Here is an 18,714-nt window from a genome sequence, read left to right as displayed (position 1 = left end):
AAACTTCCTTATTTGTGCCCATTCATAGGGGAAGTTAGAGTAGTTTCGTGAAAGATCGCCTCTACTCAGTGGAACAAGTCGCCGAACGCCTGGGGCTGCACGTACGCACCGTCCGTAACTACGTGCGGGACGGGCGGCTCGCCGCGGTCCGCATCGGCAAGCAGTACCGGATCGCGCACGAGGATCTGGAAGCGTTCACCGGCCGCCCGGTGCCCGCGCCCCTGCGCGACACGGTCAGGCGGCAGCGGCATACCGAGGTGTCGAGCATCGTGGAGATCGACGCGATCAGCCCCGGGACTGCCGACCGCCTGACCAGCCTCCTGATGACCTCGGCCACCCACCACCGCCCGGACGGCGAGCCACTGCGGATCGAGACGGCCTACCACGAGGAGAGAGCACGAATGAAGATCATTATCCTGGGCGGCCTGGGCGACACCGCCCGCCTGTTCGACTACATCGAGGCGGTGCTCGAGTCGTGAGCACGATCTACAAGTCCGAGGCCGGCGCGAACGAGATCCAGCGGCGCTACCGCGAGGTGCTGCGCACCTGGCCGGTCCCCGCCGAGCAGGTACGGGTGCCGACCCGCGAGGGCGACACCTTCGTCGTCGTCTCCGGCCCGGAGGACGCGCCGCCCCTGCTGCTGCTGCACGGCTCCGGGGCGAACACGGCCATGTGGCAGGGCGACATCACCTCCTGGGCGCGGCATTTCCGCACCTACGCCCTCGACCTCATCGGCGAGCCGGGCCTGAGCGCGCCGTCCCGCCCGCCCCTGGCCTCCGACGCCTACGAACGGTGGCTGGACGATGTGCTGGAGGGTCTCGGGATCACGAGCACCTCGATCGTCGGGGCCTCCCTCGGCGGCTGGCTGGCGCTGGACTACGCCACCCGCCGGCCGGAGCGGGTGACGCGCCTGGCCCTGCTCTGCCCCGGCGGCGTGGGCAGGCAGAAGATGGGCTGGATGCTCAAAGCCCTGCTCCTGCGCCCGTTCGGCCGCTGGGGGGGTACGCCGGTCGGCACGAGCTGTCGCGGGCCTGGACGCGCCACAGCTCCAGCCCGTCCTCGACGCCATCGTGTTGACCTTCACGCAGTTCAAGCCGCGCACCGAGCAGCTGCCCGTGTGGCGTTCCTCCGCGGCTGACGATTTGACAAGTAGCATTGCCGTAATGGCAAATTGGTGTGGTGAACGACGACACGACTGTCATGGACGGCGTCCTCCAGGCCGTGGGCCCGCGGCTGCGGGCCCTGCGCCAGCAGCGCGGGGCGACGCTGGCGCAGCTTTCCAAGACCACCGGGATCTCGGTCAGCACCCTGTCCCGCCTGGAGGCCGGCCAGCGCCGGCCCACCCTGGAGTTGCTCCTGCTGCTGGCCAGGGCCCACCAGGTCCCGCTGGACGAACTCGTCGGCGCGCCGACGACCGGCGACCCGCGCATCCACCCCCGCCCGTACGAGCGCAACGGGATGACCATCATTCCGCTGACGCGCCGGCCCGGCGGGCTCCAGGCGTACAAGATGGTCATCCCGGCGCGCTGGCCCGCGGGCGAACCGCAACGGCAGGTCCACGAGGGCTACGAGTGGCTCTATGTCCTGTCCGGACGGCTGCGCCTGTTGCTCGGCGAGCACGACGTCATCCTGACGCCGGGCGAGGTGGCGGAGTTCGACACCCACGTCCCGCACGCGTTCTGCAACCCCAGCCCGGAGCCCGTCGAAATGCTCAGCCTGTTCGGCCCCCAGGGCGAACGCCTCCACGTGCGCGCCCAGCCGACGACCCGCAAGACCCAAAGGTCAGACGCGTGATCGACAAAGCGAAACGGTGGCACGGCACCGCCGGCAGGGGCGACGACCTGTCCGGTGCGAGCGGCCGGCAAAGCCGCCAGTCAGCCCCTCGCCTAGGGACGGACCCTTGATCCCCGTCATGGTCAAGTCCCTCCCCGTGCGATCGTGCGTGTAGGTCAACGTGAAAGCCACGGTCACCCGGTCTCCGGCCGCGAAGAGATCGTCGATGCGTACGCGGCAGTTCGACAATCCGAGAAGTTGACCCTTACGTAACGTCACGATCTAGCGTGAAGGGCATGGAGTGGTCGGGCCAGGAGACTGCGACGAGCCGTGCGCCAGGACGCCATCGTCGGATCGCCCCGCTGTGGACCACTCTCGACCGGACCGAGAGGAGAGGAACTCATGGCGGAAGAAGTCTTCGACCACACGCAGTACGAGGAGGAGGTCACCGAACGCTGGGGCCGTGAGGCGTACGAGAAGGGCGACCGCTGGTGGCGATCGCTGAGTGCGCAGGAGAAACAGGCGTTTCAGGACCGGCAGTCGCAGATCGGCCGTGATTTCGGGCAGGCCGTAGCGGACGGCCTCGCGCCGGACAGCGACGAGGTCCAGGCGATCGCACAGCGGCAGTACGAGTGGTTGTCCGGGACGGGCACCCTGACCAGGTCGTACACAAACGGGCTGGGTGAGATGTACGTCGCCGACCCGCGCTTCACGGCGAACTACGACGGGCACGGGGAGGGGACGGCGGTTTTCGTGCGCGACGCGATGAAGGTGTTCGCGGAGCGCAACCTCAGCGACGACTGAGGCGGCGATCCCTGGTGACGGTCGTCGGGCCGTTCGACGTCTCTTCCGCCCGAAAACTGGGTCAGCCGGGCCCGCGCAGGGCAGCGCCGCCGGGCTGCCACAGCTGGACGGCGTTGCCCTCCGGATCGCGCAGCCCGGCGAACCTGCCGTTCGGGTACTCCTCAGGGTCCACCTCGACGTCGATGCCCGCCTCGCGCAACTGGCGGACCATGGCGTCGAGGTCGGCCACCCGGAAGTTGATCGACCAGGATCGCTCGGGGCCTCCGAAGTGTTCGGAGTCGGCCGGCATGGCGGCGAACACGGTCGGTCCGGCCTGCTGCCACCACGAGGGCACGTCATACGACTCCGGCACCGGGTCCACGCCGAGATGCGTGGCGTACCAGCGGCTGAGCCGGTCAGGATCCTGGGCGCGGAAGAACACGCCACCGATGCCTGTCACCCGTTCCACGGTGCCTCCTTCGGCAGGCCCCCATCCTGGTCCATCGGCACCCGCCTTGTCGCGCCGTCGGAAAGGCCCGACCGGTAGGCCGAATCGCTGGCCCGGCTCAGGTGGGAGAGGCTGCTGTTCAGCCGGGGCTGAGCCGGCCCATCGCGGTCCGGCCGTGTCTGAGTGCGCTCCTCGCCACCAATGCGGACATCCAGACGCTGACCAGCGCGCCGGCCGACACCGCCGCCACGAACGTCCACGACGCCTTCGGCAGGCCCAGCACCAGCAGGACCAGGACGGGCAGCCAGGCCAGCGCGTTGCAGATGGCCGCCACCGCGAGCGTGTTGCCGCTGCTGCGCACGCCGGGTGCCAGAGAGGGAGCGGCCATCGCGATCGTGGGCAGCGGCAGCACCAGCGCCAGGATGATCGGGACCAGGAAGCCGCCCGTCATCGCGTCCCCCAGCGGCCCGACGGGAAAGCCCTGGTGGGCGAAGGCCAGGCCGTAGAAGAAGCAGCCGAACAGCACGACGGGGACGGCCAGCAGCAGTCCCGTCGTGACCACCCGCCGCGCCGTCATCCGGGTGACCTGCCCCTGCGCGGAGTGCTTCATGGCGGCGTGCGAGGTGATCAGCAGTGGCACCACCGAGAGCACCCCCGAGGCGCCCGAGAGGACGAACAGCGACGTCGCCATCCCGCGCAGCCGACCGGCGAGCGGTCCGGCGCCCGCCGCCTCGGCCCACGCGCCGTAGAGGCTGGCCGCATCGCGTACGCCCGGATTCCACAGGAGGAGCAGGACCGTCCCCGCGATGGTCAGGACGGCCGCGAGCGGGATCCTGCCGGGTCCGGCGGCCGGGATGCGCCGGTGGTGGATCCACGCGTCGGCCGCCCCCGCGAGCAGGTCGAGCACCGTGCGCAGGTGAGCAGGCCGCGACGCGACCAGATCGGCGACCTCCTCGCCGTAGCGATCACGCCACGCCTTCGGATACAGGCGGAGCATCGCCGCCGCCACCGCGCGCATCATGACAGCCCCCAAGCGACTCCCGTGCGCCTGGTGCCCGCCTGCTCGACGCGGCGCAGCGTGGCGAGCTGCTCGCGCAGCGCGCCACGCCCGCCCTCGGTGATCCGGTACGGCTTGCGCCGCTCGGCCGTCTCGACCGGCTCGATCCACCCCCGCTCCTCCAGCCGCATCAGCGCCCCGTAGAGCGTGCCGGGCTCGAGCGAGGTCCCCGAGAACTCCTCGATGTCATGAATCATCCGATAGCCGTGCTTCTGGCCCTCGGCCAGGCTGATGAGCACCAGCAGCGCCACGTCCGTGAAGCGGCCGAGCTCCCGCGTCTTTCCTGCCATGTATTCAGTAAAACTTAGTAAGTCACACTGAGCAAGCCCTATCCCATACGCCGATCCCTGGGGTGCAGGACCTCTGCCGAATGTGGTCAGGGCTTTTGCCATACGCCCCTGGCCGCGGCTTCCTGCGCGTAGGTGCTGAAGTCTTTTCCGGGGCGTTGCAGGATCTCCTCCACGATCCCGGTGGGTTTGGCGTCACCCTGCGCCGCGACCGACGAGAAGTTTTCGATCAAGGTGTCGATCACCTCGTCCGGCACGCCCTCGGCGCGCAGGACCTCGCGGTACGCACCGGGGGTGCCGTCGAAGTGAACCGTGAGTCCAGTCGCGTCCTGGATGTGGTCGAGGGCTTCCGGAAACGACAACGCCCTCGGACCGGTCAGAGGCAGAACCCGCCCGATGTGCTCTCTTCGGAGCAGAGCCTGCGCCGCAACGGCGGCGATGTCGTCGGCGTCCACGAAGCCCTGCCGCGTCGAGCCGATGGGCACGCACAGGCGCCCATCGAGGACGGACTGGCGGAAGAAGGTCTCGAAGTCCTGGTTGAACCAGTCGGGGCGGACAATCGTCCACTCGCAGCCGGACTCGCGTACCTGCCGTTCCGCCTCTTGGAGGTGGGCGACGTTCATGACGTCGACGCCGCGGTCCGAATGAAGGACCACCCTCCGCACACCGGTTCGGTACGCCTCCCGCATGAACGACTCCGGCATGCTGGTCTGGTCCGGCAGGAGGACATACATGGTGTGCACGCCGTTGAGGGCCGGCCTCCAGGTCTCCGGAATCGACCAGTCGAAGCGGCACTCGGCGCGCCTGGTGGCGACCCGCACGCTGTGACCGGCCCCGCGTAGCTGGTTGGCGACCCGGCTCCCGACTGTGCCGGTGCCGCCCAGGACGAGGATGGGGATGCTCTTGGTCATGCTGACACGCTATAGACGGTTGCGGACAGTTCCTGTCCTCATTTCGGGGTGAGATGGAGCAGAGCTCATTCGACAGAACGCCTGTTCTCGCTGCTCTCCTGTCTGCAATCAGGTCGTTCGATGCCCGGCCGCGAACTGGCCGCCCGGCTGGACGTCGACCTCGTGGGTTCGCCCAGCACCACCTCACCCCCGGCAGAGAAACGGAGGAGATCGAGCGCCTCTTGCCCGACCGGCGGATCCAGGTACGCATCAGGTTCGAGGCTGACTCCGCCGCTGTCATCGACCGCTTCCGCAACGAAGAGCCTTAAGTCATCCAGGATGCGCTGCCACACCCTCGCCCAGCGCCTCACCAACGCCTGACCTGAAGGGGCCCCAGTCACTGTGCCGTCGCGCTGGCCAGCGCAGTGCGGTGGTCGCCGCTCATGGGCATGGTGGCCGTTGGCTGTGCCGCGTCGCTCTGCCGCTCTACCTGTCTGTCGTGCGGCGGACGTGGATCTGCCGCCGCCAGTGGTTGGCTGAGTGGACGATGTCGTGGTTGACGTGTCCGAGGAACTGGCTCACGTCCTGCAGGCGGGCGCCGCCGGGCGTGGTGGCGCCAAGGACCTTGGCTCCCTGCTCGGCTATGTCGGCCAGTTCGGCGTTCACGCGGGCGCTGTCCATCACCGCCTGATACCAGACTTCCTCGTCGATGAAGTAGCGGTCGCGCCGTCGTCGAGGGTCGCGTTCGCGCCGTATCAGTTCCTGTTTTTCGAGGTAGCCGATGGCCTTGGAGATCGAGGCTGGACTGACCCGCAGTTGCTGGACCAACTCGGCTGAGGTGAGGCTGCCGGTGTCGGTGGCGTACAGACAGGCCAGCACTCTGCCCACCATCGACGGGAGCCCTGCCCTGCCCAGCACGGCGGCGAGGCGCTCCCGGAAATCTTGCACGGCTTCGGCGGCCCGTCCATGCATGACGGCTGGTGGCGCCGGGGACGGTGTCGGCGGGGCTGATATACGCCGCCGGGCACGCCGCTTGGTGCTCTGATGGGCCTGGTCTGCCCGGTAGCCGGCGGGCCCTCCGTTGCGCATGATCTCGCGGGTGACGGTCGAGGCCGGGCGTTGCAGGCCCCTGGCGATCACGGAGTAGGTGAGTCCTGCGGCCAAGCCGGCGGCGATGTCCCGGCGATCCTGGTAGGTCAGCCTGTCTCCCGGCATACCTGTGGCTCCCTTCGCTGCCGCGGTGTCGCCGCACAGTATGCATTAACTCGCACCTCATTGCAAAGATGCCAAAGTTGTGCATTAACTGCAACTCCATTGCAAAGAATTATGTGCTTTCACCTGCCATTTCATTCAAAATGAGGAGTTTTCGCATTGAATGAATAACGAACGCGATATAACGTGTCCGTCATCCCGCAAGGCGAGAACTCGCGTGCTCGCCCATACAAGGAGTTGAGATGACCACCATTGGTCCCAAGACGTCCCGCTCACGCACGACCCGGGCGAGCGTCGGCCTGCTCGCCGCCGCCGCGGTTGCGGGCGCCGCCATGGCCGCCCCCGCAACCGCGGCCAGCTCAGGCTCCACCCCCGGCCGCCCCAGAGTGCAGCAGGTGCTCGATCGGGCCGTGACCGAAACCGGCCTTCCCGGAATCCTCGCGAAGGTCCGCGAGGGCGATGACCAGTGGTTCGGCACGGCGGGCGTGGCCGATACCCGAACCGGTCGCAAGCGCCAGCCACAGGAGCGCTTCCGCGTCGGCAGCATCACCAAGACCTTCACCGCCACCGTGGTGCTGCAACTGGTGGCCGAAGGCAAGCTCAGCCTGGACGACACGGTGGAAGAGTGGCTGCCCGGCCTGGTGCGCGGCAACGGCAACGACGGCCGCCGCATCACCATCAAGCAGCTGCTCAACATGACCAGCGGCCTGTTCAACTACCTCAACGACAAGGAGATGCTGGCCCGCCTCGCCGGCCCGGGCTTCCTCAAACACCGCTATGACCGTTACCAGCCCCGGCAACTGGTGAAGATCGGCATGGCCAACGCGCCCGACTTCAAGCCGGGCCAGGGCTGGACCTACACCAACACCGGCTACGTCCTCGCCGCCATGATCGTCGAAAAGGCGACCGGCAAGACCTACGCCGAACAGGTCTCACAACGGATCATCCGCCCACTCCGCCTGACCGGCACCCACGTACCCGGAGGCGAGGAAGTGCGGATCCGCGGCCCCCATGCCCGGCACTACTCCACCCTGTTCTCCCAGGAGCCGAAGCCCACGATCTACGACGTGACCGAGCTGAACCCCTCCGCCGGCTGGGCGGTCGGCAACATGGTCTCCACCGCGGCCGACCTCGACCGGTTCTTCACCGCGCTACTCAAGGGCCGGCTCCTGCCCCAAGCCCAGCAGCGCCAGATGTTCGCCACCAACCCGGTCCCCGAGGGAAAGTGGACGCCCAACACCACCTACGGCCTCGGCGTGTCGTCGGTGAAGCTGTCATGCGGCGCGACAGTCTGGGGCATGGGCGGCGCACTCCAGGGTTCGTGGTCATACGCGTACGGCACCCGCGACGCCACGCGCATGCTCGTCCAGAACGTCAACGGCGACTGGAACAACCCCATCGGCACCGTCTTCACCCCTGTCCTCGAAGCCGAATTCTGCGCCCCCGGATCCCGCTGACACCCTCCGAGCCAGAGGTGTAACCCTGCGCGAACGTCCCCTTCTGGCGTCGCAGATCATGCCTTGCGCCCCAACTGAGAGCCCAAGGGTTTGATTGAAGGCACCGCGGAACAGCCACATCCTGCTGCGATTCGCCGACAATATCAGCATTGACTTATATAAGCTGCACGTGCAATAGTGGGTCTCGTGCACGCGTTCGACGTTCTCGGTGACCCGGTCAGGCGCCGCATCCTGGAGTTGCTCGCCGACGGCGAGCAGACCTCGGGTGCGCTCACCGGGGTCATCCAGCAGGAGTTCGGGATCTCACAACCCGCCGTGTCGCAGCACCTGCGGGTGCTGCGCGAGAACGGCTTCGCCCTGGTCAGACCCGAGGGCACCCGCCGCCTCTACGCCGTGGACTCCGCAGGTCTGCAGGAGGTCGACATGTGGCTGGAACGCTTCCGCGGATTCTGGAACCGCCACCTGGACGCTCTGGCCACCGAGCTGGCCAGGGGCAGGCACGAGCGCCGCCAGGCCGAGGCCGAAGAAGAGAAGAGGGAAGACGAATGATCGACATCGTCAGCGAGATCAAGGCCGTCCACCGCGAGGTGGCCACCAGGCCCGCGACCGACCGGGGCGACCTCGTCGCGGTGGCACTGCGCCGGACGTACCGCGCCGCCGTGGAGGACGTCTGGGAGGCGCTGACCGATCCGGACAGGGTCAAGCGCTGGTTCGTGCCGCTCTCGGGCGACCTGCGCGAAGGCGGCGAGTACGCCCTGGAGAACACCGGTGGCGGCCAGATCCTCCGCTGCGACCGGCCCAAGCTGCTGCGGCTGACCTTCGGCGACGAGAGCAGCATCGTGGAGGTGCGCCTGACAGCCGAGGGCGAGTCCACCGTCCTGGAGTTCGACCACACCGTGCCGCTGGCGATGGCCGGCAACGTCGCGGGGGCGCTGCACGTCGGGCCGGGCTGGGACGGTGGGCTCCTCGCCCTGGGGATGTACCTGCGCGGCGAGGAGATCCCCGACCCGGTGGCGATGGCCAACACGGTCGAGGCGCAGGAGTTCTTCAAGGCGGCCGTCCTGGAGTGGGGCGCGCTGGTCGAGGCGGCCGGCGACCTGGCGCCCGAGGAGGTCGCCGAGGCGGTGAAGGCGACTGTGTCGCACTTCGCGCCCGACCTGTAGGCCGGGCTTGACCGCTTCGCCGTACCCGCCTAGCCTGCAACCAGTTGGTTGCAGTTTGGGAGGGGCGATGGATCGGATCGAACGGGAGATCGTGGTGGCCGCGCCGGTGGCGAAGGTGTGGCGGCTGGTCAGCACGTCCGACCAGCTCGCCCGCTGGTTCCCCGGCGCGGCCATCGTGGCGCGTGAGGGGGCGGCGGCGACGTTCGACTGCGGGGCCGAGGAGCTCTTTCACGGGGTCGTCGAGCGGGTCGAGCCGCCGCACGTGCTGGCCTGGCGCTGGTGCCTGGCACCCGGCGTGCCGGTCGAGCTGGGGCCGTCGACCACGGTCACGGTGACGCTGGCCGCCGATGGCGCGGGCACGCGGATCCGGCTGGTCGAGTCCGGCTTCGCCGCGCTGGAGGAGGAGATCAGGAAGCTCCACCAGCCGGGCAACGCGAGCGGCTGGGAGCTGATGCTCAAGGCCCTGGCCGAGCACGCGGGGCGATGAGCGGCATCGACGCCGTCTTCGCCGCGCTGGCCGACCCGACCAGGCGCACCATCATGGGCGTGGTGGCCCGGCAGGGCGGCGCCAGCGCCAGCGCGCTGGCCAGGCACCTGCCGATCTCCCGGCAGGGCGTCGCCAAGCACCTGCTCGTGCTGGAGGAGGCCGGGCTGCTGTCGCGGCTGCGGCACGGACGCGAGGTGCGCTACCGGACGCGTACCGAGCCGATCGACGAGGCGATGGCCTACCTCGCGGGGGTCGCCGCCGAATGGGACGACAGGCTGGCCGCGCTCGCGGCCCTGGCAGCGGAGGACGACGATGAGTGAGCACAAGCCCGTCGGCACGATCATGGGCCTGGACCTGACCGTTCCCGACGCGGAGAAGGTCCGCGACTTCTACACCTCCGTCGTCGGCTGGGAGGTGGAGATGCTGGGCGACGACTACGTGATGAAGTCGCCCTCCGGCGAGTGGGTCGGCGGCGTCTGCCACCGGCGCGGCGAGAACGCCGACCTGCCGCCGGTCTGGCTGGCCTACATCGCGGTCGCCGACCTCGACAGCAGCCTCGCGGCCTGTACGGCCGGCGGCGGCCGGGCGCTGACGCCGATCAAGGGCGGCGAGGGCGAGGCCCGCTACTGCGTGATCGAGGACCCGGCCGGCGCGATCATCGCCCTCTTGCAGCAGGGCCCTGCCTAGGCGCTGAATAGGGTAAGGGCTCATGAGCGACGTGATCGATGTGGTCCTGGAGCAGTGGCGGCGTGAGGGGCCCGACCTGGACCTGTCCCCGATGGAGGTCTTCGGGCGCCTGGCGCGGCTGACGCGCGTGGTGGAGTCGGCGGTCGATCAGGTGTTCGCCCGGCACGGGCTGCGACAGGGCGAGTTCGACGTGCTGAGCGCGCTGCGCCGCTCGGGCCCGCCGTACACGCTGATTCCCTCGGAGTTGTCGGCGGTGCTGATGATGTCGCGGGCCGGCATGACCAACCGGCTGGACCGGCTGGAGGCGGCGGGGCTGGTGGTCCGGAGCATGGATCCGGCCGACCGGCGCAGCTTCCGCATCTCGCTGACCGAGCGGGGGCTTGAGGTGATCGACGCGACGCTCACCGAGCACGCGGCGAATCTGCACCGCCTGGCTTCCGGCCTCAGCGCGGAGGACACGGCGACGTTGAGCCGGATCCTGCGCGGCATGCTGGAGGCCCACGCCTGAACTCGGCGCGGGCCTCGGCGAAGCGGAGTCTCAGCGGCGGACGCCGCGGCGCCAGATACCGGCGATGGCGCTGGTGGCGGTGATGTCGGTGGTCGGGTCGCCGTCCACCAGCAGCAGGTCCGCGCGCAGGCCGGGCGCGATCCGCCCGCGGTCGGCCAGCCCGAAGTGCCGGGCCGGCAGGCTGGTGGCCGCGGCCAGCGCCTCCTCGGCGCTCAGCCCGGCCTCGGTCAGCAGCCGCAGCTCGCGGTGCAGGCTCTCCCCGTGCGCCGGGGCGAACGGCGTCGCGTCGGTCCCGGCCAGCAGCGGCACCCCGGCCTGGTGCAGCGTCCGGGCGGCGTGCAGCGCGTTGATCACGCCTTGGGGGTGCACGGGGATGGCGCCCCGCTCCTCCTGGGAGATCACTTCGATGTAGGCGAGCGTGCTGACCACGTACGCGCCGTGCGCGGCGACCTTGGCGGCCAGGTCCTCGGCCAGGGAGTCGTCGGGGCCCGCGTCGGTGTAGAGGTGGGCCAGGCCGTCGATGCCCGCGTCCAGCGCGATCGCGGCGTCCTTCGCGCCGATCACGTGCGCGATGGCGCGCAGGCCGGCGGCGTGCGCGGCCTCGACGAGGGCGGCCACGACGTCGGGGCCGATGACCGGCAGCCGCATCCCGGCCGTCGAGCCGTCGTCGATGACGATCTTCAGGTAGTCGGCGCCCTCGGCCACCCGGGCCTCGACGAACGCCTTGGCCTGGTCGGCGCGGCTGATCGGGTCGAAGGGGCCTACGGCGTCGCCGAACTCGCCCAGATCCGCGCTCATGAGCTGGGTGGGGTGCCCGCCGGGGGCGGTGGCCAGGACACCGGAGCTGCGCAGGTCGGCGACGTCGTCGCGCTCGGCGGCCAGGCGGCGCTGGCGAGCGGCTGCGGCGCTGGGAGGAGGAGCACGCCAGGCTCCGGCGGCTGGCGCACACCCTGCGCCAGCGGGCCACCCACAACGACGCGCTGGCCACCTCCTACCAGGCCGCGCTCACCCGGCTGTCCAGGTTCGAGCAGGCGGGCCCGCCGCAGCGGGCGCCGAAGGAGCAGAACGTGCGCATGCGGCTGCGCGGCGGCCGTACCGGCAAGCGGGCGCTGACCTTCGAGGACCTGGAGCTGACCGGCCTGCTTGGCCCGCTGCGGACGGAGATCTGGTACGGCGAGCGCGTCGCGGTCCTCGGCGCCAACGGCACCGGCAAGTCCCACCTGCTGCGCATGCTGTCCGGCGAGCCGATCCCGCACACCGGCACCGCCAGGCTCGGCGCCCGCGTCGTACCCGGTCACTTCGCCCAGACCCACACCCGCCCCGACCTGTACGGCCGGACCCCCGCCGACATCGTGATGACCGGCCACGCCCTGATCCGCAACGACGCCATGGCCGCGCTGGCCCGCTACGAGCTGGCCCCGGCCGGCTCCCAGGTGTTCGAGACGCTCTCGGGCGGCCAGCAGGCCAGGCTGCAGATCCTGTTGCTGGAACTGTCCGGCGCCACCCTGCTCCTGCTGGACGAGCCGACCGACAACCTGGATCTGGCCAGCGCCGAGGCCCTGCAGCAGGGCCTGGCCGGCTTCGCGGGCACGGTGCTGGCCGTCACCCACGACCGCTGGTTCGCCGCCGACTTCGACCGCCACCTCATCTGCACCGCGGGCGGGCGGGTGCTGGAGAGCGCCGAGCCGCGCTGGGATCTCTAGGACTCCAGGAAGCGCATCACGGCCAGCACGCGGCGGCTGTAGCCGCTCACGTGGGACAGCCGCAGCTTGTCGAAGACCGCGTTGACGTGCTTTTCCACCGCGCTCTGCGAGACGTGCAGCGCCTGGGCGATCGAGGCGTTGGTGTAGCCCTGCGCCATGTGCTCCAGCACCTCCCGCTCGCGCGGGGTGAGCCTGGCCAGCGGGTCGGTCTGGCTGGTGCGGGCCAGGAGCTGGCGGACCACTTCGGGGTCGAAGGCCGCGCCGCCCGCGCCGACCCGCTCGAGCGCGTCGAGGAAGTCCGAGACCTGCGCCACGCGGTCCTTGAGCAGGTAGCCGACGCCGTCGACGTCGCCGCTCATCAGCTCGGTGGCGTACTTCTTCTCCACGTACTGCGACAGCACCAGCACCTTGACGGCGGGCCGGTCGCGCCTGATCTCCAGGACGGCGCGCAGCCCCTCGTCGGTGTGGGTGGGGGGCATGCGCACGTCGGCGACGACGATGTCGGGGTCGTGCCGTTCGACGGCGGCCAGCAGCGCGCTCGCGTCGCCGACCGCGGCGAGCACCTCGTGGCCCTCCTCGGCCAGCAGCCGTACCAGGCCCTCGCGCAGCAGCGTGGAGTCCTCGGCCAGGATCACCCGCATGGCAGCTCCGCCCGGATGACGGTGGGCCCGCCGGGCGGGCTGGTCACCGTGAAGCGGCCGTCCTGCGCCGCCACCCTGCGGGCCAGGCCGGACAGGCCGCCGCCGGCCGGGTCGGCGCCGCCGCCGCCGTCGTCCTCGATTCGCACGTCGATCATTGTGCCGTGTTCGGCGACGTCCACGGTGATCAGGGTGGCCGCGGTGTGCTTGGCGGCGTTGGTGACGGCCTCGCAGACCACGAAGTAGGCGGCCGTCTCCACCGCCATCGGCGGGCGGGCGGCCAGCTCGCAGCGCACCCGTACGGGCACGCCGGAGCGCTCGGCGACCCCGGCCAGCGCCTCGCCGAGCCCGAGGGAGTCCAGCCCGCTCGGGTACACCCGCCAGGCCACCTCGCGCAGCTCGGCGAGCGCCCGCTGGGCCTCCTCGTGCGCCTGGTCGAGCAGTTCGGGCGCGCGGCCGCGGCGCGCCCTGCCGATCAGCATGCCCATCGCGACCAGGCGCTGCTGCAGGCCGTCGTGCAGGTCGCGCTCGATCCTGCGGCGTTCGGAGTCGACGGCGGCGACGATGCCGGCCCTGGTCTCGGCCAGCTCGGCGATGCGGTGCCGCAGCGCCTCGGTCGGGTCGGGGCCGAGCGCGCGCGCGGCCAGGGACCGTTCCAGGGAGTGCACGCCGGCCACACCGGACAGGATCAGGAAGAGCAGCACGCCGCCCCCCACCACGGCGTAGAGCACGAGCGGGACGCTCGGCGTCATGCCGTCGAAGGGGCGTCCGCCTGCCCAGGCCCAGGCGAGTTGTGTGCCGGCGCCCATGCCGAGCGCCAGCAGCGCCACCACCAGCAGGCCGAGCAGACCGAACGGCACCCGCTGGGCCAGGTAGCGCTGGGCGGTGGCGCCGTCGTAGCCTCTCACCTCGACGCCGAGCCGCCTGGCCTCCAGCGTGGCCAGCCGGGCGGCGGCCGCGCGCACCCGGGGACGGGACCGCAGCGGCAGCGCCACCAGCAGGAAGACCAGGTCGGCGACGGCGGTGAGGGCGCCGAGGAGGACCGCGCTCAGCAGGTGCAGGCCGTTAGCGGCGAGCCGCATGCTTGGCCTTGCTTCGCTCGCCGAGACGGCGCCCGATGAAGATCAGGACGGCCAGCACGACCGTGCCGAGCACGACCTTCGAGCCGATGCCGACGTACCCCTCGACCAGTTCCCAGTTCTCCCCCAGCAGGTATCCGGCCATCACGAAGATGGTGTTCCACAGCAGGCTGCCAAGCGTGGTGAACAGCAGGAACGTGCCCACCGGCATGCGCTCCACCCCGGCCGGTACGGAGATCAGGCTGCGGAAGATGGGGATCATCCGCCCGAAGAACACCGTCTTGACGCCGTGCTTGGCGAACCAGGCTTCGGTCTTCTCGATATCGGAGACCTTCACCAGCGGGAGTCTCGAGGCCAGCGCGATGAGCCGCTCCCGGCCCAGCATCGCCCCGATCCAGTACAACGCCAGCGCACCGATCACCGAGCCCAGCGTGGTCCACACCAGTGCGTCTAACAGGCCCATCTGCCCCCTGCTGGCGGTGAAACCGGCCAGCGGGAGGATCACCTCACTCGGCAGCGGGGGGAAGAGGTTCTCCAGCGCGATGGCCAGCCCCGCCCCCGGTGCCCCCAGCGTGTCCATCAGGCCGGTGGCCCAACCGGCGATGCCGTCCTCAGTCGAAGTCATGTCCCAAAGCCTATGGAATAGCAAGGATGCCCGGAATGAGGATGACTACCGCCGGCACGGTGGGGTAAACCACAGTCCCACAGACCGTACACTGTACGGTCTGTGGTCAAGCGAAGGGTGAAGCATGCAGCAGCTCGTACGGCACGCGGTGATCTTCGAGCCGGACGACCCACCACGCCAGGGCAGGCTGACCTTCCTTGACCCCGGCGGCACCGAGACGGTCACCATCGCCGAGCCCGGCGGCACCCGCGAGGTGCCCGCCACCCGGGTGCCGGTCGCCGAGGCGGTGGCCGCCCTCAGCAGGGCACGCAACGACGAGACCGCCCACCCCTCCGCCCGGTTCTGGGGGGCGGCCGCCCTGGTCGCGCTGCAGTTCGTCGCCCGGGGGCGGATCCTGCCCGGGCTGAGCGCGGGAGACTTCGACGCCTGGCGGGCCGGGCCGTTCGACGCCGACGACGTGCGGCGGGTCAGGGAACTGGCCGACGCCATGCCCGCCTCCGCCCGTGCCGTACCGGCAGGCGGGTTGCTGCCTGACGCCGAGCGGCTGGTGCGGGACTTCCTCGACGCGGTCGCCGACGCGATGCCGCGCTCGCCCGGCGCGGTCAGGGCCACCGGCACCTCCGTCTTCGCCTCCGTCAAACCGGTCAAGGCGCCCCGCCTGCGCCTCTGGGCCGAGGAGGTCGCCGCCGGCCTGGACGCCGGTCTGCGGCTGTCGCTGCGCGTGGAGACCAGCGGCCCCGAGCACGCCGCCTTCCGCGCCGTCGCCCAGTTGCACAGCCTGGCCGACCCCACCCTCGTCGCCGACGCCGCCGACCTGTGGGCCGGGCGCGCCCCCGGGCTCGGCGCCCGCGGCCGCATCGACGCCGTCATCGCGGTGCGCAAGGCCGCGCGCGTGTGGGCGCCGCTGGAGGCACTGCTGGACAGCGCCGTACCGGACGAGATCGTCCTGTCCGACGGCGACGTGAACGACCTGCTGTCGGGCGCGGCCACCCGGCTCGCGGCGGCCGGCGTGGACGTGCACTGGCCCAGGTCGCTGATGCGCGGCCTGAGCGCGCGGGCCGTCATCGACGACGACGGCGGCCACGACACCCCGTCCTTCCTCGGCGGCGGACGACTGCTCGGCTTCAACTGGCGGCTCGCCCTCGGCGGCCGACCGCTCACCCAGGCCGAGATGGACCAGCTCGCCGAGGCGCACCGGCCCGTGGTCCGGCTGCGCGACCAGTGGGTGCTCATCGACCCCGACCTGGCCCGCAAGGCCCGCGAGCGCGAGCTGAAGCCGCTGACCGGCATCGACGCGCTCGGCGCCGCGCTGACCGGCAGCGTCGAGGTCGACGGCGAGGAGGTGGAGGTCGAGCCGGGCGCCTGGCTGGAGGAACTGCGCGCCAGGATCACCGACCCCGAGCCGGTGGCGCAGCCCGCGGCGCTCGCCGCCACCCTGCGCGACTACCAGCTTCGCGGCCTCGGCTGGCTGGACCGGATGACCTCGCTCGGCCTGGGCGGCTGCCTGGCCGACGACATGGGCCTCGGCAAGACGATCACGCTGATCGCCCTGCACCTGCACCGCGCCTCGGGCCCGACCCTGGTCGTCTGCCCCGCCTCACTACTGGGCAACTGGGAGCGGGAGATCACCAAGTTCGCCCCCGGCACCCCCGTACGCCGTTTCCACGGCCCCGCCCGCACCCTCGACGGCGCCGACGACGGGTTCGTCCTGACCACCTACGGCACCATGCGCCTGGACGCCGCCCGCCTGGCCGCCCACCCGTGGGGGCTGCTGGTCGCCGACGAGGCCCAGCACGTCAAGAACCACCGCTCGGGCACCGCGCAGGCGCTGCGCGAGATCCCCGCCGCCGCCCGCGTCGCCCTCACCGGCACCCCGGTGGAGAACAACCTGTCGGAGCTGTGGGCGATCCTCGACTGGACCACCCCCGGCCTGCTCGGCTCGCACACCAGGTTCCGCTCGCGCTGGGCCAGACCGGTCGAGTCCGGGCAGGGCGCCGACAAGTTCGCCCGCCTGGTCGGCCCGTTCCTGCTGCGCAGGCGCAAGTCCGACCCCGGCATCGCGCCGGAGCTGCCGCCGAAGACCGAGACCGACCGGCCCGTCTCCCTCACCCAGGAGCAGGCGGGACTGTACGAGGCGGTGGTCCGCGAGATCATGCAGCAGATCGCCCAGGCCGACGACATGGCCCGGCGCGGCCTGATCGTCAAGCTGCTCACCGGCCTCAAGCAGATCTGCAACCACCCCGCCCAGTACCTGCACGAGAGCCAGCCGCGGCTGAGCGGCAGGTCCGGCAAGCTGGAACTGCTCGACGAACTGCTGGACACCATCCTCGCCGAGGACGGCGCCGTCCTCGTCTTCACCCAGTACGTCGCCATGGCCCGCCTGCTGGAGCGGCACCTGACCGAGCGCGGCGTCGCCACCCAGCTCCTGCACGGCGGCACCCCCGTACCCCGGCGCGAGGAGATGGTCCGCCGCTTCCAGGACGGCCAGGCGCCTGTCTTCCTGCTCTCGCTCAAGGCCGCGGGCACCGGACTCAACCTCACCCGCGCCGACCACGTCATCCACTTCGACCGCTGGTGGAACCCCGCCGTGGAGGACCAGGCCACCGACCGCGCCTACCGCATCGGCCAGACCAAGCCCGTCCAGGTCCACCGGCTGATCGCCGAGGGCACCGTCGAGGACCGCATCGCCGAGATGCTCGCCGCCAAGCGCTCCCTGGCCGACTCCATCCTGGCCGCGGGACCCGCCGCGCTCACCGAACTGACCGACGCCGAACTCGCCAACCTGGTGGAGCTGAGATGAACGACCGCGTCAGGGGCTTCCCCGCCTTCCCGCCCCAGCGGGCCGGCGCCCGCTTCGCCTCCTCCTGGTGGGGCCGCGCCTGGATCAAGGCCATGGAGGACACCTCCCTGGACCACAACCTGCTGCGCAAGGGGCGCGCGCACGCCAGGACCGGCACGCTCGGCCCCATCACCGTCTCCCCCGGCCGGCTCGCCGCCACCGCCGGCGAGCTGTCCACCGTCGTGCACGTCGAACAGCTCAGCGACGCCGAATGGGACCGCTTCCTCGACCAGGTGGCGGCCAAGGCCGGTCACATCGCCGCGCTGCTCGACGGCGACATGCCGCACGAGCTCGTCGAGGCGGCCGAGGAGGCGGCCATCGCGCTGCTGCCCGCCGTGGGCGACCTGGAGCCCTCGTGCGACTGCCCCGACTGGGGGCACCCCTGCCAGCACGCCGCCGCCCTGTGCTACCAGGCCTCCTGGCTGCTCGACGACGACCCGTTCGTGCTGCTGCTGCTTCGCGGGCGCGACAGCCAGGACCTGCTCGGCGAACTGCAGGCCCGACACCCCGCGACGGCCGAGCCCGCCCCCGGCACCCCCGTCGACGAGGCCTACGCCCACGGCGTGCCGCCGCTGCCCGCCCCACCCTCCGGCCTGCCCGAACACACGCCCCTGCTGGTGGAGCCCGCCCCCGGCGTGCCCCCGGACGCCCTGCGGGTGCTGGCCGCCGACGCGGCCCTGCGCGCCCGCGACCTGCTGTCGGGCGCGCAGCCCGCCGCCCTCACCGAGTTCCAGGACCAAATCCGGCTGACCGCCACCCACCACCTGGCCGACGGCCCCGACGTGCGGGCCTGGCGGTACGGCGGCGCGCCCGGCCTGGACGTCCAGCAGCGCGCGTGGAACCCGCCCAAGCAGGACCTGGCCAGAGCACGCACCGCCTGGGCGGCCGAGAACCTGCCGGAGGTCACCGCCACGCGCAACCAGTGGACGGTCGGCGGTCTACAGCTTCGCTACGGCCGCGACGGGCTGTGGTATCCGTTCGTGGACCGCTCAGGCGAGTGGTGGCCCGCCGCGCCGCCAGAACGCGACCCGGTCACCGCCATGTCGGAAGCCCAGAACGCCGCACCGTCGGTCTAGCC

22 protein-coding genes and 1 pseudogene are annotated in these 18,714 nt (G+C 71.0%); 14 read left to right on the top strand and 9 right to left on the bottom strand.

What is annotated here, in order from left to right; translation table 11 throughout:
• The first annotated feature begins 47 nt into the window (after positions 1 to 47).
• From ABZ911_RS30075 to ABZ911_RS30060, 4 genes are all read left to right on the top strand, one after another.
• Positions 48 to 479, top strand: a complete 432-nt coding sequence (locus tag ABZ911_RS30075; RefSeq protein WP_358063225.1) for a helix-turn-helix domain-containing protein — start codon at positions 48 to 50, stop codon at positions 477 to 479.
• On the top strand, positions 476 to 1,138 hold the full coding sequence (locus ABZ911_RS30070) for an alpha/beta fold hydrolase (protein WP_358063222.1): 663 nt from the start codon (positions 476 to 478) through the stop codon (positions 1,136 to 1,138). The genes ABZ911_RS30075 and ABZ911_RS30070 overlap by 4 nt, the downstream gene beginning before the upstream one ends.
• A 62-nt stretch (positions 1,139 to 1,200) precedes the next feature.
• On the top strand, positions 1,201 to 1,794 hold the full coding sequence (locus ABZ911_RS30065) for a helix-turn-helix transcriptional regulator (protein WP_358063382.1): 594 nt from the start codon (positions 1,201 to 1,203) through the stop codon (positions 1,792 to 1,794).
• 381 nt (positions 1,795 to 2,175) lie between these two features.
• Positions 2,176 to 2,577: a TipAS antibiotic-recognition domain-containing protein gene (locus ABZ911_RS30060; protein ID WP_358063219.1), complete on the top strand. Its 402-nt coding sequence runs from the start codon at positions 2,176 to 2,178 to the stop codon at positions 2,575 to 2,577.
• A gap of 61 nt (positions 2,578 to 2,638) precedes the next feature.
• Here the strand turns inward: ABZ911_RS30060 and ABZ911_RS30055 are convergent, their stop codons facing one another.
• The 5 genes from ABZ911_RS30055 to ABZ911_RS30035 form a co-directional block, all read right to left on the bottom strand.
• Positions 2,639 to 3,025, bottom strand: a complete 387-nt coding sequence (locus tag ABZ911_RS30055) for a VOC family protein (RefSeq protein ID WP_358063216.1) — start codon at positions 3,023 to 3,025, stop codon at positions 2,639 to 2,641.
• Positions 3,026 to 3,143: 118 nt separating this feature from the next.
• The gene (locus ABZ911_RS30050) at positions 3,144 to 4,025 is read right to left on the bottom strand and encodes a hypothetical protein (protein ID WP_358063214.1); all 882 of its coding nucleotides are present in this window, start codon (positions 4,023 to 4,025) and stop codon (positions 3,144 to 3,146) included.
• Positions 4,022 to 4,351 (bottom strand): helix-turn-helix transcriptional regulator, encoded by a 330-nt coding sequence (locus ABZ911_RS30045; protein ID WP_358063211.1) that lies wholly within the window; start codon positions 4,349 to 4,351, stop codon positions 4,022 to 4,024. The genes ABZ911_RS30050 and ABZ911_RS30045 overlap by 4 nt, the downstream gene beginning before the upstream one ends.
• Positions 4,352 to 4,437: 86 nt before the next feature.
• Positions 4,438 to 5,259: an NAD(P)H-binding protein gene (locus ABZ911_RS30040; protein ID WP_358063209.1), complete on the bottom strand. Its 822-nt coding sequence runs from the start codon at positions 5,257 to 5,259 to the stop codon at positions 4,438 to 4,440.
• A gap of 465 nt (positions 5,260 to 5,724) precedes the next feature.
• Complete coding sequence (locus tag ABZ911_RS30035) at positions 5,725 to 6,453, bottom strand: MarR family transcriptional regulator (RefSeq protein ID WP_358063206.1); 729 nt, start codon at positions 6,451 to 6,453, stop codon at positions 5,725 to 5,727.
• Positions 6,454 to 6,692: 239 nt separating this feature from the next.
• On the opposite strand from ABZ911_RS30035, the gene ABZ911_RS30030 reads away from it, so the two are divergent.
• The 7 genes from ABZ911_RS30030 (at position 6,693) to ABZ911_RS30000 (ending at position 10,752) form a co-directional block, all read left to right on the top strand.
• The gene (locus ABZ911_RS30030) at positions 6,693 to 7,907 is read left to right on the top strand and encodes a serine hydrolase domain-containing protein (protein WP_358063203.1); all 1,215 of its coding nucleotides are present in this window, start codon (positions 6,693 to 6,695) and stop codon (positions 7,905 to 7,907) included.
• 186 nt (positions 7,908 to 8,093) lie between these two features.
• A complete protein-coding gene (locus ABZ911_RS30025; RefSeq protein WP_358063200.1) occupies positions 8,094 to 8,456 on the top strand; it encodes a metalloregulator ArsR/SmtB family transcription factor in 363 nt (120 codons plus the stop codon).
• Positions 8,453 to 9,070, top strand: coding sequence for an SRPBCC family protein (locus ABZ911_RS30020; protein ID WP_358063197.1), 618 nt, complete (start codon positions 8,453 to 8,455; stop codon positions 9,068 to 9,070). The genes ABZ911_RS30025 and ABZ911_RS30020 overlap by 4 nt, the downstream gene beginning before the upstream one ends.
• 67 nt (positions 9,071 to 9,137) lie before the next feature.
• On the top strand, positions 9,138 to 9,557 hold the full coding sequence (locus tag ABZ911_RS30015) for an SRPBCC domain-containing protein (RefSeq protein ID WP_358063194.1): 420 nt from the start codon (positions 9,138 to 9,140) through the stop codon (positions 9,555 to 9,557).
• Positions 9,554 to 9,877: a metalloregulator ArsR/SmtB family transcription factor gene (locus ABZ911_RS30010; RefSeq protein WP_358063191.1), complete on the top strand. Its 324-nt coding sequence runs from the start codon at positions 9,554 to 9,556 to the stop codon at positions 9,875 to 9,877. The genes ABZ911_RS30015 and ABZ911_RS30010 overlap by 4 nt, the downstream gene beginning before the upstream one ends.
• Positions 9,870 to 10,244 carry a VOC family protein gene (locus tag ABZ911_RS30005; RefSeq protein ID WP_358063188.1) on the top strand — a complete coding sequence of 125 codons (375 nt, stop codon included), beginning with the start codon at positions 9,870 to 9,872 and terminating at the stop codon, positions 10,242 to 10,244. Before ABZ911_RS30010 ends, ABZ911_RS30005 begins: the two co-directional genes overlap by 8 nt.
• A 22-nt stretch (positions 10,245 to 10,266) precedes the next feature.
• Positions 10,267 to 10,752 (top strand): MarR family transcriptional regulator, encoded by a 486-nt coding sequence (locus ABZ911_RS30000; protein ID WP_358063185.1) that lies wholly within the window; start codon positions 10,267 to 10,269, stop codon positions 10,750 to 10,752.
• A gap of 30 nt (positions 10,753 to 10,782) precedes the next feature.
• On the opposite strand, the gene ABZ911_RS29995 is transcribed toward ABZ911_RS30000, so the two are convergent.
• Positions 10,783 to 11,550 (bottom strand): amidohydrolase family protein, encoded by a 768-nt coding sequence (locus ABZ911_RS29995; RefSeq protein WP_358063182.1) that lies wholly within the window; start codon positions 11,548 to 11,550, stop codon positions 10,783 to 10,785.
• A 104-nt stretch (positions 11,551 to 11,654) separates the two neighbouring features.
• Between ABZ911_RS29995 and ABZ911_RS29990 the strand changes: the two are divergent.
• A pseudogene (locus ABZ911_RS29990) lies at positions 11,655 to 12,455 on the top strand (ATP-binding cassette domain-containing protein); the annotation flags it as partial.
• Here the strand turns inward: ABZ911_RS29990 and ABZ911_RS29985 are convergent.
• The 3 genes from ABZ911_RS29985 to ABZ911_RS29975 are packed head-to-tail and all read right to left on the bottom strand — an operon-like array spanning position 12,452 to position 14,797.
• A complete protein-coding gene (locus ABZ911_RS29985) occupies positions 12,452 to 13,096 on the bottom strand; it encodes a response regulator transcription factor (RefSeq protein WP_358063180.1) in 645 nt (214 codons plus the stop codon). The pseudogene ABZ911_RS29990 and the gene ABZ911_RS29985 overlap by 4 nt on opposite strands.
• Positions 13,087 to 14,175, bottom strand: a complete 1,089-nt coding sequence (locus ABZ911_RS29980; protein WP_358063177.1) for a histidine kinase — start codon at positions 14,173 to 14,175, stop codon at positions 13,087 to 13,089. Before ABZ911_RS29980 ends, ABZ911_RS29985 begins: the two co-directional genes overlap by 10 nt.
• Positions 14,159 to 14,797: a DedA family protein gene (locus ABZ911_RS29975; protein ID WP_358063174.1), complete on the bottom strand. Its 639-nt coding sequence runs from the start codon at positions 14,795 to 14,797 to the stop codon at positions 14,159 to 14,161. The genes ABZ911_RS29980 and ABZ911_RS29975 overlap by 17 nt, the downstream gene beginning before the upstream one ends.
• 124 nt (positions 14,798 to 14,921) lie before the next feature.
• On the opposite strand from ABZ911_RS29975, the gene ABZ911_RS29970 reads away from it, so the two are divergent.
• On the top strand, positions 14,922 to 17,597 hold the full coding sequence (locus ABZ911_RS29970; protein WP_358063171.1) for a DEAD/DEAH box helicase: 2,676 nt from the start codon (positions 14,922 to 14,924) through the stop codon (positions 17,595 to 17,597).
• Positions 17,594 to 18,712, top strand: a complete 1,119-nt coding sequence (locus tag ABZ911_RS29965) for an SWIM zinc finger family protein (protein WP_358063168.1) — start codon at positions 17,594 to 17,596, stop codon at positions 18,710 to 18,712. Before ABZ911_RS29970 ends, ABZ911_RS29965 begins: the two co-directional genes overlap by 4 nt.
• The last annotated feature ends 2 nt before the right edge of the window (positions 18,713 to 18,714 follow it).

The sequence above is a fragment of the Nonomuraea sp. NPDC046570 genome (assembly GCF_040645915.1).
In the GTDB taxonomy this organism is placed as follows: domain Bacteria; phylum Actinomycetota; class Actinomycetes; order Streptosporangiales; family Streptosporangiaceae; genus Nonomuraea.
The sequence above is the reverse complement of the archived record's forward strand: the minus strand, read 5'-3'. Positions and strand labels throughout refer to the sequence as shown.